At 64.2% G+C, this 14646-nt stretch carries 18 protein-coding genes; 8 read left to right on the top strand and 10 right to left on the bottom strand.

What is annotated here, in order from left to right:
* Positions 1 to 15: 15 nt before the first annotated feature.
* Positions 16 to 564, top strand: a complete 549-nt coding sequence (locus LZ519_RS03840) for a L,D-transpeptidase family protein (protein ID WP_249867401.1) — start codon at positions 16 to 18, stop codon at positions 562 to 564.
* Positions 565 to 713: 149 nt separating this feature from the next.
* Positions 714 to 2066, top strand: coding sequence for a L,D-transpeptidase family protein (locus LZ519_RS03835; RefSeq protein WP_249867400.1), 1353 nt, complete (start codon positions 714 to 716; stop codon positions 2064 to 2066).
* 19 nt (positions 2067 to 2085) lie between these two features.
* Here LZ519_RS03835 and LZ519_RS03830 read toward each other — a convergent pair whose 3' ends face one another.
* On the bottom strand, positions 2086 to 2583 hold the full coding sequence (locus LZ519_RS03830) for a hemerythrin domain-containing protein (protein WP_249867399.1): 498 nt from the start codon (positions 2581 to 2583) through the stop codon (positions 2086 to 2088).
* A gap of 57 nt (positions 2584 to 2640) precedes the next feature.
* On the opposite strand from LZ519_RS03830, the gene LZ519_RS03825 reads away from it, so the two are divergent.
* Positions 2641 to 2883, top strand: a complete 243-nt coding sequence (locus LZ519_RS03825; RefSeq protein WP_249867398.1) for a hypothetical protein — start codon at positions 2641 to 2643, stop codon at positions 2881 to 2883.
* 38 nt (positions 2884 to 2921) lie between these two features.
* Complete coding sequence (locus LZ519_RS03820) at positions 2922 to 3332, top strand: hypothetical protein (protein ID WP_249867397.1); 411 nt, start codon at positions 2922 to 2924, stop codon at positions 3330 to 3332.
* Here LZ519_RS03820 and rsmD read toward each other — a convergent pair.
* Together rsmD and LZ519_RS03810 are read right to left on the bottom strand one after the other, a co-directional pair.
* On the bottom strand, positions 3313 to 3849 hold the full coding sequence (rsmD, locus tag LZ519_RS03815) for a 16S rRNA (guanine(966)-N(2))-methyltransferase RsmD (protein WP_249867396.1): 537 nt from the start codon (positions 3847 to 3849) through the stop codon (positions 3313 to 3315). The two genes, LZ519_RS03820 and rsmD, sit on opposite strands and share 20 nt — an antisense overlap.
* Positions 3846 to 4619 carry a pseudouridine synthase gene (locus LZ519_RS03810; RefSeq protein WP_249867395.1) on the bottom strand — a complete coding sequence of 258 codons (774 nt, stop codon included), beginning with the start codon at positions 4617 to 4619 and terminating at the stop codon, positions 3846 to 3848. Before LZ519_RS03810 ends, rsmD begins: the two co-directional genes overlap by 4 nt.
* 39 nt (positions 4620 to 4658) lie before the next feature.
* Here LZ519_RS03810 and LZ519_RS03805 point away from each other — a divergent pair, with 39 nt between their 5' ends.
* Both LZ519_RS03805 and LZ519_RS03800 read left to right on the top strand, forming a co-directional pair.
* The gene (locus tag LZ519_RS03805; protein WP_249867394.1) at positions 4659 to 5093 is read left to right on the top strand and encodes a response regulator; all 435 of its coding nucleotides are present in this window, start codon (positions 4659 to 4661) and stop codon (positions 5091 to 5093) included.
* A 61-nt stretch (positions 5094 to 5154) separates the two neighbouring features.
* The gene (locus LZ519_RS03800) at positions 5155 to 6525 is read left to right on the top strand and encodes an AmpG family muropeptide MFS transporter (protein WP_249867393.1); all 1371 of its coding nucleotides are present in this window, start codon (positions 5155 to 5157) and stop codon (positions 6523 to 6525) included.
* Here LZ519_RS03800 and LZ519_RS03795 read toward each other — a convergent pair.
* From LZ519_RS03795 to LZ519_RS03780, 4 genes are all read right to left on the bottom strand, one after another.
* Positions 6522 to 7832 carry a bifunctional folylpolyglutamate synthase/dihydrofolate synthase gene (locus LZ519_RS03795; RefSeq protein WP_249867392.1) on the bottom strand — a complete coding sequence of 437 codons (1311 nt, stop codon included), beginning with the start codon at positions 7830 to 7832 and terminating at the stop codon, positions 6522 to 6524. The two genes, LZ519_RS03800 and LZ519_RS03795, sit on opposite strands and share 4 nt — an antisense overlap.
* 1 nt (position 7833) lies before the next feature.
* The gene (gene accD, locus LZ519_RS03790) at positions 7834 to 8688 is read right to left on the bottom strand and encodes an acetyl-CoA carboxylase, carboxyltransferase subunit beta (RefSeq protein ID WP_249867391.1); all 855 of its coding nucleotides are present in this window, start codon (positions 8686 to 8688) and stop codon (positions 7834 to 7836) included.
* A 66-nt stretch (positions 8689 to 8754) separates the two neighbouring features.
* On the bottom strand, positions 8755 to 9426 hold the full coding sequence (gene pyrF / locus LZ519_RS03785) for an orotidine-5'-phosphate decarboxylase (RefSeq protein ID WP_249867390.1): 672 nt from the start codon (positions 9424 to 9426) through the stop codon (positions 8755 to 8757).
* Entirely contained in the window at positions 9423 to 9692 is a 270-nt protein-coding gene (locus LZ519_RS03780) for a LapA family protein (protein ID WP_249867389.1), read from the bottom strand. The genes pyrF and LZ519_RS03780 overlap by 4 nt, the downstream gene beginning before the upstream one ends.
* 168 nt (positions 9693 to 9860) lie before the next feature.
* Between LZ519_RS03780 and LZ519_RS03775 the strand changes: the two genes are divergently transcribed.
* A complete protein-coding gene (locus LZ519_RS03775) occupies positions 9861 to 11141 on the top strand; it encodes a serine hydrolase domain-containing protein (RefSeq protein WP_249867388.1) in 1281 nt (426 codons plus the stop codon).
* A gap of 14 nt (positions 11142 to 11155) precedes the next feature.
* Here LZ519_RS03775 and LZ519_RS03770 read toward each other — a convergent pair whose 3' ends face one another.
* Together LZ519_RS03770 and LZ519_RS03765 are read right to left on the bottom strand one after the other, a co-directional pair.
* Complete coding sequence (locus tag LZ519_RS03770; protein ID WP_249867387.1) at positions 11156 to 11527, bottom strand: cupredoxin domain-containing protein; 372 nt, start codon at positions 11525 to 11527, stop codon at positions 11156 to 11158.
* Between the two features lie 122 nt (positions 11528 to 11649).
* A complete protein-coding gene (locus tag LZ519_RS03765) occupies positions 11650 to 12105 on the bottom strand; it encodes a ferritin-like domain-containing protein (protein WP_249867386.1) in 456 nt (151 codons plus the stop codon).
* Between the two features lie 123 nt (positions 12106 to 12228).
* Here LZ519_RS03765 and LZ519_RS03760 point away from each other — a divergent pair, with 123 nt between their 5' ends.
* Positions 12229 to 13806 (top strand): flavin monoamine oxidase family protein, encoded by a 1578-nt coding sequence (locus LZ519_RS03760; RefSeq protein WP_283937285.1) that lies wholly within the window; start codon positions 12229 to 12231, stop codon positions 13804 to 13806.
* On the opposite strand, the gene LZ519_RS03755 is transcribed toward LZ519_RS03760, so the two are convergent.
* Complete coding sequence (locus tag LZ519_RS03755) at positions 13803 to 14555, bottom strand: hypothetical protein (protein WP_249867385.1); 753 nt, start codon at positions 14553 to 14555, stop codon at positions 13803 to 13805. The genes LZ519_RS03760 and LZ519_RS03755 overlap by 4 nt on opposite strands.
* Positions 14556 to 14646 lie beyond the last annotated feature (91 nt).

Here is a 14646-nt window from a genome sequence, read left to right as displayed (position 1 = left end):
TTCAGGTGATGGAAAATGAAACAGCTAGCCTTGGCGCTGGCGGTAACGGGTGCGTTCGCGCTCGGCGTCCCCGCAACTCCAGCCAATGCCACCCAGAGCTACGAAGCCCGTGTAACGGCGTCTTATGCCTCGCGTTCCGCTCATGATGACATGGTTGCCACGTTCGGCGTCGATACGGTCAAGCCGGGGAAATATCTGTGGCGCGACGTGCCGGCCTCGGCCGGTGATGAGAGGGTGGTCATCAGTCTCGGCGACCAGCTCGCCTACCTCTATCGCGGCAATGAGCTGATGGCGGTTGCTTCTGTGTCCAGCGGTAGCGATGGGCGGGAGAGCCCGGCGGGCGTTTTCCAGATCCTCAACAAGACGCCGATGCACCGTTCGAAAAAGTACGACAATGCGCCGATGCCCTTCGCCCAGTTCTTCACCGATTACGGGATTGCGCTCCACGCCGGTGCGAACCCCGGTTATCCGGCTTCGCACGGCTGCATCCGGCTTCCGTCGGCGTTCGCCAAGAAGCTCTACACCGTCACCGAGGTCGGAACGCCGATCCTGATCGGCGCCTGACCTGGCAAACCCAAACGGCTTACCGCGCTTGCAGCACGTGCTGTCGGCGCGGTGAGTCTTTTTGGGCACGTTTTGCGGCGAATGGCGGTGTTTGTGCCCGGTCATCCGTTGTTAAGCACGAATCCCTCATCTAATTCAGTGTCATGAGAATGGGGATCCTTTCCGCCGCGCTTTCAGCGCTAATGCTCACCCCTGCAGTTGCAGCCGCGAGGGGTGCGCCCCCGCCGACGGCACCGGTGCAGATTCCCTATCAATCGGCGAACCTGCCCTCGTCCGGTGAGGTCGCGGCTTTTTATTCGGGCTATCGGTCTTCGCCGATCTGGTTCAGCGGCAATGCCGCAAAACCGGCCGCGACGGAGTTCATCCAGATCCTGCAGCGGTCGCCGCTCGACGGTCTCGCCAACGGCGCCCAATATGCGGCGCAGGTGCAGGCCGCCCTCGCCCAGGCGACTTCCACGGGCACACCGCAAGCGATCGCCTTTGCCGACCACACGCTGTCGGAAGCGCTGGTTCTCTACGCCCAGACCATGAGCCGCCCGACCCAAGGCGTGACATACGGCTACGAATATATGCGGCCAAAGCCGCCGAGCGCGACCAAAGTGCTTCAGATCGCCGCTGGTTCGCCGTCCCTTGAGAGCTATCTGGCGAGCGTCGCCAATCCCAACACCGTTTATACCGGTATTCGCGATGCAGCCTGGCGCCAGATGCAGGCCAGCGGCTCGGCCGTTCCCGATCCGCGCGTTGTGGTGAACCTCGACCGCGCGCGCGAAATGCCCGCCAGGGGTCGTTTCGTGATGGTCAATTCGGCCAATCAGACGCTCTACATGTATCAGGATGGCATTCCGGTCGGATCGATGAGGATCGTGGTCGGCGACAATGGTCAGCACCTGAAGAACCGGCCGGATACCCGCACTCCGCTGGTCACCAGCATGATGTTCTACGTGATCCACAATCCCTATTGGAATTCCTCCGACATTTTGACGCGACTGAACATCGCCCCGCGATACGCGGCCGAGGGCGACAAATATCTCAAGAGCCGGGGCTTCAGGGTGATGTCTGACTGGACCCACAACGCGACGGAAATCCCGGCGAGCGAAGTGGATTGGAAGGCCGTGCGCGCGGGAAAGGTGAGCATCCGTATTCGCCAGGATCCCGGCCCCGAAAATTTCATGGGCCAGTTGAAGTTTCCCTTCGCCAATCCCCAGGACATCTATCTCCACGATACAGACCCGGCCGACCGCAACCTGTTTGCGCTTGCGCAGCGGACCCGCAGCAACGGCTGCGTCCGGCTTGAGAATGCCGAGGGGTTGGCGACCTGGCTACTTGGTCACTCGCCTGACAAGTCGATCACTCAGGCGGAATATCCGGAGCAGCTGGCTCGCGGAGTCCCGGTTTTCGTCACCTATATCACCGCCCAGCCGGTGGACGGTCAGCTGACCTTCCTCAAGGACGTCTATGGCTGGGACCCGGCGGGTGGCACCCGCGTCGCCAGCGGGGAATAGCCCGCCGGCGACTGGGACGTTACTCCATCGTCGACAGCTCGGGCGTCGGCAACGGTCCGCTCTCCGTTTCCTTGAGTAGCTGCGCCTTGCGCTGGGCGAGTTGCTCGCCGAGAGCGTCCATGTCGAGGCCGGCCTTGCGGGCCTGGGCGAACAGCCCCTCCATTCGCTTCTCTTCTTCCTCGACGTGGTGCTCGATCTCCTCGCAGAGCACCTTCATCTTCGCCTCATAGAAGTCGTCGCTCGGCTCCCCAGCTTCGATCTGGGCGATCAGCACCTTGGCCGCATCATGCTCGACATAGCTTTCCTTGAGCAGATCTTCGTCGACCTTGCCCTCGCAGGCGGGGTAAAAGACCTCTTCCTCGATCATCGCGTGGATGGTGAGCTCGCGACAGATTTGACGGGCCAGCTTCTCCTTGCGCCCTTCGCCCGAGGCTTTGCTGAATTCCTCGAATAGCTCCTCGACCTCTCTGTGGTCTTGTTTCAGCAGCGCGATCGCGTCTTTTTTTGTCTCGGCCATCCTTGTTCTCCTTTGGAGCGGAAACCGATTTGCGGTGACGGATGTTCCTGCGTTCAAATGATAAAAGACGATATCAAGAACCATGCGGGCCTCGACTGGAAGGCTCTCGGCTACCTCACCTCGATCGTGAGCGTGCTGTTCCTCGGCGCGGTTGCCTGGCCGAAGCCAAGCGATCCAGCCTGGGTTCTCCCCGTGCTGCTCTTCGGAATGGCGACGTCCATCCTCGGCATGGGTTTCCGCTACCTTGCGCACATCCATGAGAAGAAGGAAATTGCGAAAGCTAAAGGGAAACGCGGCTGACCTTGTCCGTTGAGGCTCGGCAATCGGAAAGGGAGTCCATGGCAAAGACCACGACAAAGGCCGCGGCCGCGAAGAAGAAGCCGGCGCGAAGCTCGACCAAGACGCGGCGGCTGGCGTCGCCCGCCGGCTCCCGCGCTGGAGCAGGCAAGGGCGGCAGCAGCAGCGGCCGCACCGGCGGCGGGGCGAAGCGCGAACCCGGAATGAGCGCCGCGGACGCCCTGATGGGATTGCTCGAGAGCCCTCTCGTTGCGGATATCCTGGCCGCCGGAGCCGCCGCTGCGCTAGCAGCCTTTGCCCAACGCGGCCTCAGCAAGCGCCAGGACCGGTCATCCAAGACCGTGATCAAGAATGCGGCCAAAGCCGCTGCTACCGCGATGGGCGCGCGCATCGCGGAGGAGATCGACGAGATCCTGGCGAAGTCGAAAGAGACTAAGCGCGCAGCAAAGTAAGCCGGGCGGCACCGATGTCGCGCTCGGTGTCGATCGCGCACCCTTGGGGCTCCACTGCGTCGCCTCGTTCGGTCTCGACGGCAATCCAGCTCCCTTGGGCAACCCAGCCGTTTGTAAGCATCATGCCCAGCGCCCTGGTTCCCGAGCTTGCGGTATAGGGCGGGTCGGCGAAGACGAGATCGAAGGACGCCTCCACTCGTGCGCTTTCGACCGCCCGGCCGAGAATTTGCGTTTTCGCCTCCGCTTCCAGGCTGGCAACATTCGCGCGGATCGCATCCAGCGCGCCCCGGTCCTGTTCGACGAAAGACGCGAAAGCTGCGCCTCGTGACAGGGCTTCCAGCCCAAGCGCCCCGCTGCCCGCATAGAGATCCGCGACCCGAAGGCCCTCGAAGGTTCCGAGCCTGCTCGCCAGCATCGAGAACAAGGTTTCCCTTACCCGGTCAGCGGTCGGCCGGGTGCTGATCCCGGGTGGCGACACCAGCTTCCGCCCGCGCCACTCCCCGGCGATGATTCTCATTTGAGCGTGGCTCGAAAGTGGTCGAGCTCGCGGCGCGGGACTTCGTCGACCCGGCCCTGGTCGAGCCCGGCCAGGTCGAACGGGCCGTATGCGGTCCGGATTAGCCGCGACACCTTTAGGCCGAGATGTGCCAGGACTCGCCGAACCTCACGGTTCTTCCCCTCTGTCAGGCTGAGCTCGATCCAGCAGTTGCGGCCGGTCCGCCGCTCGAGGTTCGCATTTATCGAGCCGTAGTTGACGCCTTCGACAGTGACTCCCTCGGACAAGGCTTCGAGCTGCTCCTGTGTCACGTTGCCGAACGCCCGCGCGCGATAGGTTCGAACCACGCCCGTCTTCGGAAGCTCGAACTGCCGCTTGAGTTCGCCGTCGTTGGTAAGCAGCAGCAGGCCTTCGGTCATGAAGTCGAGCCTTCCGACCGGCATCAGCCTCGGCAGGTTGGGCGGAAGGCGATCGTAGATCGTCGGGCGGCCCTTGGGATCGCGCTCCGCGGTAAGCGCCCCTTGGGGCTTGTAGAAGCGGAACAGCCGGGTGGATTCGGCGGAACGAACTGCGTTCCCGTCAACGGTGACGCCGCGCAGATCTTCGAGCAGAGTAGCCGGGGTCGTCACTGCCTGGCCGTCGATGGCGACGCGCCCTTCGGCGATCATCCTCTCGACTTCTCGCCGCGAAGCGATTCCGGCGCGGGCTAGCAGCTTTGCGATGCGCTGCGGCCCCGCCTCGCGCGCGCCCGGCGGGCCTGGGCGTTTGCGCGGCACAGGACGGCGCTTCATTCGTTCGGCTGGCACGTCTATCATTCCTTTGGGGGCCAGATGCTGTTCGGGAAGCGCAAGCGTATCGTCAAGCGGATCGTCATCGTCGAAGATGAGCCGCTGACCGCGTTCGACAACGAAGTGACGCTCGGCGACCTCGGCTACGAGGTGGTCGCGACTCTCGACAGCTTCGACGATGCGATTGCAATGCTCGACAGCGAGGACGTCGACCTCGTCCTCAGCGATGTCAGGCTGAGCGGCGAGCGCAGCGGCCTAGATCTTGCCAAGGCGGCGAAAAGCCGCGGAATTCCGGTGCTGTTCTCGACCGGCCACAAGATTCCCGACAATGCCAGGTTGCTCGCTCTCGGATGCCTGACCAAGCCCTATACGGAACGCCAGCTGAAGGGTGCGCTGGAGGCAGTCGACGGGCTTCTCGCAGGCGAGAAGGTCAAACCTCCCAAGGGCGTCGAGATCTATCCGCCGGTGGACAGCTGATCACCCCTGTTCAGCGCCGTTCGGGCTGTTAAGCAAGGGCATCCAACGGAGGGGCTAGGACATGGGGACAAAGGCCGACCTTGAGCGCAACTGGCGGCACGTTTTGCCGGCTGGAGTTCGGCCCTACACCGAGGCGGCGCCGATCGCTGCCCTTTTCCTCGGCATCTCGTCCGGCTTTCCATATGCGATGATCGGCGCGACCCTGACGACGCGCCTGAAGCAGGACGGCATCGACAAGGCGACGATCACTGCCTTCACGCTCGCCTTCCTCATCTACAATCTCAAACCTTTGTGGTCCTGGGTCGTCGACGGAGTGCGGCTGCCCTTGCTAGGGCGTCTGGGGCAGCGCGTGTCCTGGATGCTGCTTGCCGGTGCGCTAGTGATGGCAGCGGTCGTGAATCTGGCGCTGGTCGACCCTTCGGCCAGCCTCGCGTCGACGGTGACCGCTGCAATCCTGGTCGGGCTTGCCGGCGCGACCTTCGACATCGTCATCGATGCCTACCGGATCGAGATATTGGAGCCGCGCCAGCTGGGCGTCGGGTCGGGCATGTCGCAATATGGCTGGCGGATCGGATCGGCTGGAGCAGGCGCGCTTGCCCTGGTGGTTGCTGCGCGGTCTGATTGGCACACGGCGTACCTTGCCTGTGCCGCCCTCGCTCTTCCAGCCATGCTGACGGCTTTCTTGATGGGCGAGCCCCAACGGCACCGCGAACCCGCCGAGAAGAAGGGCATCTCGCGCACCGTGGCTGCGATCTGGCGGCCGTTCGTCGAGTTCTTTGCGCGCAAGGGTGCCTTCCTCGTGCTGCTCTTCATCCTCCTCCACAAGATCGGGGACACGCTCGCGAACCTGACGTTCCGCCTCCTCTTCGACGACCTGCATTTCACCAATGACGAGATTGCGCTCTACGACGTGGGCCTGGGCTTCTGGGCCTACCTGATCGGCATTTTCATCGGCGGCATTATGTATGCGCAGCTGGGGATGAAGCGGTCGGTGCTGATCAGCCTCGTCCTGATGGGCGTCTCCAACTTCAGCTTCGCGATGCTGGCGATGGCAGGCCACAGCAACTGGGGCATGGCGGGCGCAATCGGCTTCGAGAATATCGCCAGCGGCATCGGCGGCGTTTGCGTCGTCGCTTATTTCTCGGCGCTCTGCGACCTTCGCTTCACGGCCTCGCAATATGCGTTGATTTCCGCAGCGGCGAGCGTTGTCGGTCGCTTCCTTACAGGGACGACGGCCGGAGCGCTCATCGATGCGATGGGTTACGTGAACTTCTACCTGCTCACGACTGCGGCCGCGGTACCTGGCATCGTCCTCTTCTGGTTCATGATGCGGATGGGGCTGATCGACCAGTCGATCGGAACCGCAGGCGTGGAGGGCGGAGGAGACGTTCGCGCCGAGCATCCGGACCAGGACCGGCCGGCAAAAGCCTAGTCGGGGATTTCTCCGTTGGCGCGGAACACCTCGCCAGCGAGATAGAGCGAGCCGAAGATCAGCACTCGCGCTGGCTGGCCAACGCGTCCGAGTGCCTGCTCAACGGTCTCGTTGCCGGACGCCCTGAAGCCGAGTTCGGCCGCCAGCTCTGCAAGCGCGGTCGGCGGTCGGCAGTCATAATCGGCGATCGGGACCGTGTGGATCTCACTCGCCAGCCCGGCGAATGGCTTCAGCATGGCCCGGGGGTCCTTCGTCGTGAGGCTGGCGAAGATCAGCACCAGGGGTAAGTTGTCTCGGGCTGTCCGGCGCAGGTGGTCCGCGACCTGCCGGGCCGCCGACGCATTGTGGCCGCCGTCGATCCACAATTCGCTTCCCTTCGGAAGCATTGCCGTTAGCGGCCCAGCAGCAAGCTTCTGTAGTCTCGCCGGCCAGGTCGCCGACCGAATGCCTTTCGCCATCGCTTCGGGAGCGACGGTAAGCACGTCCTGATGCCGCAGCATCGCCACCGCAAGCGAGGCATTGTCGGCCTGGTGCCGCCCGGGGAGAGATGGCATCGGCAGCGTCAATGCGCCGTGGGAGTCCCGATAGTGGATCTCTCCGCGTATGAGGCGCGACTCCCATAAAGCGCCTCGGCCGATCCACGGCGCGCCAGCCTCCTCGGCCTTGCGCTGGACCTGATGCGCCGCGGGCGGTGAATAGCGCTGGGTGACGAGCGGGACCCCCCGCTTGGCGATTGCCGCCTTTTCGCCGGCGATGTCGCTCAGCCGGTTTCCGAGCCACTGCCGGTGGTCGATTCCCAGGCCGGCAATTCCACACACCAGCGGCCGGTCCACGACGTTGGTCGCGTCCAGGCGCCCGCCGAGCCCGACCTCCAGGATGCAGGCGTCGGCGGGAGTTCGGGAGAAGGCGAGAAGGGCGGCCGCGGTCGCCACTTCGAAGAAGCTCGGCTCGATGTCCTGGCTGCAGTCGAGAACCTCGGTCAGTAGCTCGGCCAGCTGCTCGTCGGTGACGAGCTTGCCAGCGATCCGAATTCGCTCGTTGAAACGCACCAGGTGCGGGCTGGTGAACATGTGCACATTGAACCCAGCGGCTTCGAGCATCGCCCGGAGGAAGGCACAGGTCGAGCCCTTGCCGTTGGTTCCTGCAATGTGGAGCACCGGCGGAAGGCGGTCCTGCGGGCGGCCCAGCCGGTCGAGCAGCTGGACGATCCGCTCCAGCCCCAGGCGGTCGCCGCCGGGCGATAGCTTCGCCAGCCGGTCGAGCTGCGTCTGGACCGCGCCGCTGTCCGACCGAGCGAAATCGGCCATGTCAGGCGGCTTTCTTCTCCGGCGTCAGATAACCGATCACCTTGGCCAGCGTCTCGGTCAGTTGCTGGCGGGGGACGACCATGTCGATCATCCCGTGCTGAAGCAGATATTCGGCGCGCTGGAAGCCCTCCGGAAGCTTCTCGCGGATCGTCTGCTCGATCACCCGCTGGCCGGCGAATCCGATCAGCGCTCCCGGCTCGGCGATCTGGATATCGCCCAGCATCGCGTAGGACGCCGTCACTCCGCCGGTGGTCGGGTCGGTGAGCACCACGATGTAGGGAAGCCCGGCCTCCTTCAGCTCGGTGATAGCGACCGTGGTCCGCGGAAGCTGCATCAGCGAAAGCACCGCTTCCTGCATGCGCGCTCCGCCCGAGGCGGTGAAGATGACGTAAGGAATTCTGGCAGCGATCGCGGCCCTGATGCCGGCGACGAACGCCGCACCGACGGCGATGCCCATCGATCCGCCCATGAACGCGAAATCCTGGACTCCGACGACCGCCTCGCGGCCACCGATCTTTCCCCGCGCATTGATCAGCGCATCCCGCTCGCCGGTCTTGGCCCGGGCGTCCTTCAGCCGGTCGGTGTAACGCTTGCTGTCGCGGAACTTGAGCGGGTCCTCGCGCACCTCGGGGGAGGGCAGGACCTCATATTTCTCGCCGTCGAACAGATATTGGAAGCGATGCTTCGGACCGATGCGGTCGTGGAAATCACAGCGCGGGCAGACACGCTGGTTGTCCTCCCATTCCTTCAGGAACACCATCGTCCCGCACTTCGTGCACTTGTGCCACAAAGTGTCGGTGGATTGCCGCTTGGGAAGGAAGGGAATGCCGCTTCGGACACGGCTGAGCCAGCTCATCGGATCCTCGCAAAGGTGAGTGTCAGTCGCCGCGCGGTAGGCGCAACGCCCGCCGCTTGTCCACCGTCACAGGGTGGCGGCGATCGTCCTGAGCGCTTCTTCGGGATCCTCGGCCGCTGTGATCGGTCGACCGATCACGAGGATCGATGCGCCGGAATCGAGCGCTTCACGCGGCGTCACCACCCTTTTCTGGTCGGCGACTCCGCTGCCCATCGGGCGAACGCCGGGGACGACGAAGAAGCCATTCGGCCAGGCGGCCTTGGCCGCTTTCACCTCCGCGCCGGAGCAGACGACCCCGTCCAGCCCGGACAAGCGCGCGAGTTCGGCGAGCCGCTCCACCTGTTCTGCGGGCTGCCCGGAAACACCGATCGATTTCAGATCGCCGCCGTCGAGGCTGGTGAGCACTGTCACGCCGACCACCTTCGTCTTCTCCGGAGCGGCCGCCTTCGCTTCCTCGAGCATCGCCCGGCCGCCGGCCGCGTGGACGGTTAAAACCGCGGGCTCCAACGGGCGAAGCGCCTGCGCTGCCTTGGCGACTGTGTTCGGAATGTCGTGAAGCTTGAGGTCGAGGAAGATCGGCAGTCCGATCGAAGCGATTTCCTGAACCCCCGCCGGGCCATTCGCGCAAAAGAATTCCAGGCCGAGCTTCACCCCTCCGGCGCTCGATCTCACCGCCCGCGCAAGCGACGCGGCTCGTTCCAGGTCGGGAGTGTCGATCGCGACGAAGATGCTCTTCATTCGGCCACGTCAGGCTCGGCAGGCACCGGCGGTAGCTCGCGCTGGGCGGCGGCAACCCGGTTTCCGGCGCGCCATAGCTTGGTCCTGAACATCAGCCAGGTCGGGACGAAGCCCAGAAGGAAGCTTATCGCCAGGAGCACCGGGATTTTGATGTCGGCCTGGAGGTTCCCCCACAGGTCGATGGTGACGTCGCGCCAGTTCCTCGCCGCGAACAGACTTATGAGCACGGCGATGACAATCCAGACGAGGGTCTTCAAGAAGCGCAACGGACGCCCTCCCTGCCAACGGCCTTAAGGGAGACCCGCGGGATTGGCCAGACGCGCGCGCCCGAGCATTCATCCCGCCGAATCCTCGCTTCGTCGCAGCGCTCCTCTTCGGCTGTTGAGCGCGGAATCGGCTGCGGCAACAGCGGCCACGGGAGCGGGAGGGATCGTTTGAAGTCATCGTCGAAGATTGTGATCGGGGTTGCCGCTCTCGCTCTAGGCACCGCCTGGATTGCGACGCGCCCGGTTGAGCCGGCCGAGAATAGCCGGACCGCGGCCCGCACACGCCTCGCGACGGTTTCCCCTTCGTCGCGCCACGACGTCGATTATGCGCTTCTGGACTCGCGCCTGCAGCAGTTGATGAAGCGCCCGGCGATGGTCGGGCTGGCGATCGGCGTGGTCGAGAACGGCCGGATCACCTTCCTCAAGGGCTATGGCGAGACGGCTGCCGGCTCGGGCGATCCTGTCACTCCCGAGACGGTCTTCCGCTGGGCGTCCTGCTCGAAGGGCGTTGCGGCGACGATGGTCGCCAAGCTTGCGGAGCAGGGCGCCGTCGATCTCGGCGCGCCGGTTTCGCTGTACAGCGCGACGCTGAAACTTCCCGACCACGCCGAGCAGCGGGCAAGCGTCGCCGACCTGCTCAGCCACCGGCTCGGGATCTACCACAACGCCTACGACGACCGGCTCGAGTCCGGCGAGGACCCGCGGCAGATCCGCAATGAGCTTGGCGGTCTCAGCCTCGTCTGCCAGCCCGGCACCTGCTGGAATTACGAAAACGTCGCTTACGATGCTGCTTCCGAGATCGTCGAGAAGGTCACCGGCAAGCCGTATCACGACGTCGTTGCCCGGAGGCTGTTCGCTCCGCTTGGAATGACCAGCGCAAGCGTGTCACGGGAAGGGCTGATGAGCGCCAAGAGCTGGGCTCGCCCGCACAACGCGGGGAAGCGGGTCATTGAGCTTTCGGATGCTTATTATCGCGTGCCGGCCGCGGGCGGCGTCAACAGCGACGTCAAGGACATGGCCATGTGGATGCTCGCCCAGATGGGCGAGATGCCGGACGTCATTTCGCCCAACGTGCTCAATGCGCTCCATTCAAGGCAGGCAAAAACTGCCAATGAACGGCGCCGGCTGCACATGCCGCCGGAGCCGCTGACCGGCGCGTGGTACGGCTTCGGCTGGCGAAGCTACGACTATGCCGGCCACGTGATCGTCGGCCACCGCGGCGGAGTGGACGGGTACCGTTCGCTGATCCTGTTCGATCCCAAGAAGAAGAGCGGGGTGGTTGCTCTATGGAACAGCAACACCAACCAGCCCGGCGGGCTGGAGTTCGAGGTGATGGACATGATCTATCACCTTCCATTCCACGACTGGCTACGCGTGAACCAGAGTGGCGCGCCCACTCCGGAAGCGGATGACGAGAACAGCGAAAGCAGCGGCGGCGGCACGACCTGAGCCGCCACCCGCGGCTATTGGACGTAGATGGTCGTGTGCATTCCCATCTGGTCGTGCATGAAATGGCTGCAATGCGCAGGGTAGGTGCCGCGCGCCGGTATGAGGGTCACTGACATGCTCCGGTGCGGCATCACGTGGACCTCGCCCTTCATCGTAGTTCCGTTGACGATCCGCGAGTGGGCGAAGAACGCCGGCGCCTTGAACGAATGGCCGCCGCCGGAGACGTTGGTGAATACCATGGTCACCGGCTGGCCGGCTCGAAGCACGATCGGCGAGGGGTTGAACCCGAAGCTGTAGAGCTGGACGGGAACCGCCGGGGCAGGCGGTTGCGCCGCACCGGGCGCTGCGAATGCAAGAGCAGCGATCAGGAAAAGAGCTGGTTTCATCGAAAGCCTCCGCTTGGTCGACTCGCGCCCAGCCCAAGCGCGTCGTCCGGAAACGTGCCTGGCCAAATTAGGTTGCGAAGGCAAGTGCGGGCGGCGGGGGCGCCGCCGCCCGTTGCTTACAGTTAGTCTTGAGCTTCCATTCTGTGCTTGATCCGACTGATCTGGTCGTGTCCTGAGCGGACTGACTGATACGCCTGTTCGACCACCTGGCGGACCTCATGGCTGAGGTCGCCGCTACCGAGCGCGGTTTCGAACTTCTCCTTGAGATAATCCTCACCGGCTTCGACCGAGTTGATCACCCGCTCGTCGTCGCGGCCGGTCACTGCGGCCTTGAGGTCAAGCCAGGTCTGATGGGTCTTGCCCATGAAAGAGCCGTCGTCGGGCGGATTGCCTCCGAGACGGCGAATTTCGGAACGGAGAGACTCAACCACCTGCCTGCGCTCGCCCGCATGTTCGCGGAAAAGCTCCTGGAAGCGCGGGTTTTCGCTGTTTTCCGCTGCCTCCTGATAGCCGTTGACGCTGTCGATCAGCGTCGTCGTCAGCGTTTCGAGAACGCCAACCTGTGCGTCGTTGTCCATTGAAATTTCCTCTCTGGTGATTGCTCATGACAAGAACGCCCCAGCATCGAAGCCGATGCGCGATGCCGAGAAAATTGCGACGGGCGGGGATTCGGTGCAGTCAGTGCGTGGGGGAGAACTGCCATGGCACTGACGCGTCGGGGGCTGCTGCAGCGAATCGGGGCGGCAGGGGGCGTCGGCGCCGCCTACGCCGCGATGGAAATGCTGGGGCTCGCGATCCCCACGCCCGCAAATGCCGAGAATTTCGAGCTTCCGCCGGGTGCCGGGCGCGGCAAGTCCGTGGTCATCCTCGGCGCCGGAATCGCCGGACTGGTCTCGGCCTTCGAGCTACAACGCGCCGGTTACGACGTTACGGTCCTTGAGGCGCGCCACCGTGTCGGCGGGCGCGTGTGGACGGTCCGCGGCGGCGACTATGTCGAGCAATTCGGAATGCCGATCCAGCGCGCGGAATTCGACGAGGGCCTCTATTTCAACGCAGGCGCCGCCCGCATCCCGTCCTCCCACCGCGTCATCCTCGGCTATGCGCGGCGCTTCGGCGTTCCGATGGAAACGTTCGTCAATTCCAACCGCAACGCCAGCTGGGACTTCGCAGGCAAGGTCCGGCAGGACCGGCGGATGGTTCTCGACCTTCAGGGACACATCGTTGGCTTGCTCGCCAAGGCCATCGACCAGCATGCGCTTGACCAGGCAATGCCCAAGTCGGAGCTCGCCCAGTTCCGCCGTTTCCTGCAATTCTACGGCGGGCTCGCGCCTGACGGCAGCTACCAGAATGTCGGCGGAGCCTCCGGCTACGCAGTCGAACCCGGAGCCTATGACCAGGCACCCAGCGACCTGCCGCCACTGAGCCTTCGCGAGACCTTGCCCACTCCCGCCATAGGCCTCCCGCACGTCTTCGAGTTTATCCCCGACATGCAGGCGACGATGCTCCAGCCGGTCGGCGGAATGGATCGGATCGCCTACGCGATCTACGAGCAGGTGAAGCCCCTGGTGCGGTTCGGGACTCCGGTCACCGCCATCCGCAGGTCGGGCGATCGCGTCCGCATTGAGCACGGGCCCCAGGTTACCGAAGCTGACTATTGCGTCTGCACTCTCCCGATGAACCTCCTGTCGCGAATTCCGAATGATTTTTCAGCCGCGAAGAAAGCCGCGATCTCGAGCGCGCCCGCCTATTTCAAGAGCGTGAAGGTGGCTTTCGAAAGCCCGCGGTTCTGGGAGAGCGACGACCAAATCTTCGGCGGCCTCGCCTGGACCGACCGGAAGAACGAGAACGTCATCTATCCGTCCAACGGCTTCAACCAGCACAAGGGCGTGCTCGTCGGCGCCTATGTCGCCGGCTGGACCAACCAGGATAATCCGGACGCCTTCGCCGCGCTCAGCAACGAAGAGCAGTTCAAAATCGTGCGGGACTCCATCGAAGCCCTGCATCCCGGCAAGTCCAAGCTCATGTCGAAGCCGGTAACGGTGCGATGGGGCCGGACGCCTTATTCCGAAGGCGTCAGTCCGCTGTGGCCCGGCAATGGCGGGCAGGGTCCCCGCGGGCCCCAGTATTCAGAGCTGTTCAAGCCCGAAGGGCCGATCGTCTTCGCGGGCGAGCATCTGAGCTACCAGCCCGCATGGCAGGAGGGTGCAGCTGTCTCAGCGCATGCCGCGTTGAAGCTTCTTCAGGCGATGGCGGCGGAGCGGACCACGGCCGCCGCCTAACTTCCGACGCCCGGAAGCATCGCGGCGATCGGCGCCCAGCTGTGGGTGCCCATAAGCACCATCGGGATAGTCGCCGCGACCGCGCACGCGCAGAACGCGGTCCAAGTAGCCGGATGAACCCTGCCGGTCGTTTTCCGATCCCAGATGAACAGCGGCGTGAACAGCAGCAACATGCCCGCGAACAGCTGGATGAAAAATCCGGCGAACGTCGGCGGCGCCAGCGGGATCCGCGAGAACCCAGGGCCGAATACCACCAGGATCGAAGCGCCGAGCATCAGCCGCTTGTGCCACTGAGCCTCGCGCCGGCGTCTCCAGCCTTCCTCGATCAGGAAAGCGAAGGACGGGATCACCGCTAGCGGGACAATCGTCCACTCCAGCGACGTGGTGAAGGGAGGATTGCTGCCACGCGCAACGCCCCACACAGCCGTCATGTACATGACGCCAATCATCAGGACTGCGAACGCGACCCAGGCGATGCCGAGGCGCATATGCAGCTTATGCTTGCGCGCGGAAATGAGCTGGGTCTGGGCGATGAAAATTCCCATCCACGCGGTGAACACGAGCCCGTGGAATATCACCGAGGGCGGAAGCGTCGGGTTCGGTCGCGGGTAGGGCGGGACGACACCGCGCAGGTAGAAACTGGGCCCGAAACCGAGCAGGACGATGAGCACCAGGAACAGTGCCATCCGCGTGTAGAACTTGCGCTCCGACGCAAGGCGATCCTGAGTTGAAACAGCTACGGTAGCCATCGGCGAACCCCCCTTGCCGTTGGAAGCGGCGACTGTAGCAAGGCAGTCCGATTCGCGGCAAATCGCTTTCGCTGGCGCTCGTTACGGCGGC

The sequence above is a fragment of the Sphingomonas anseongensis genome (genome assembly GCF_023516495.1).
Classification (GTDB): Bacteria; Pseudomonadota; Alphaproteobacteria; order Sphingomonadales; family Sphingomonadaceae; genus Sphingomicrobium; species Sphingomicrobium anseongensis.
This window is presented reverse-complemented; position numbering and strand designations above follow the sequence as displayed.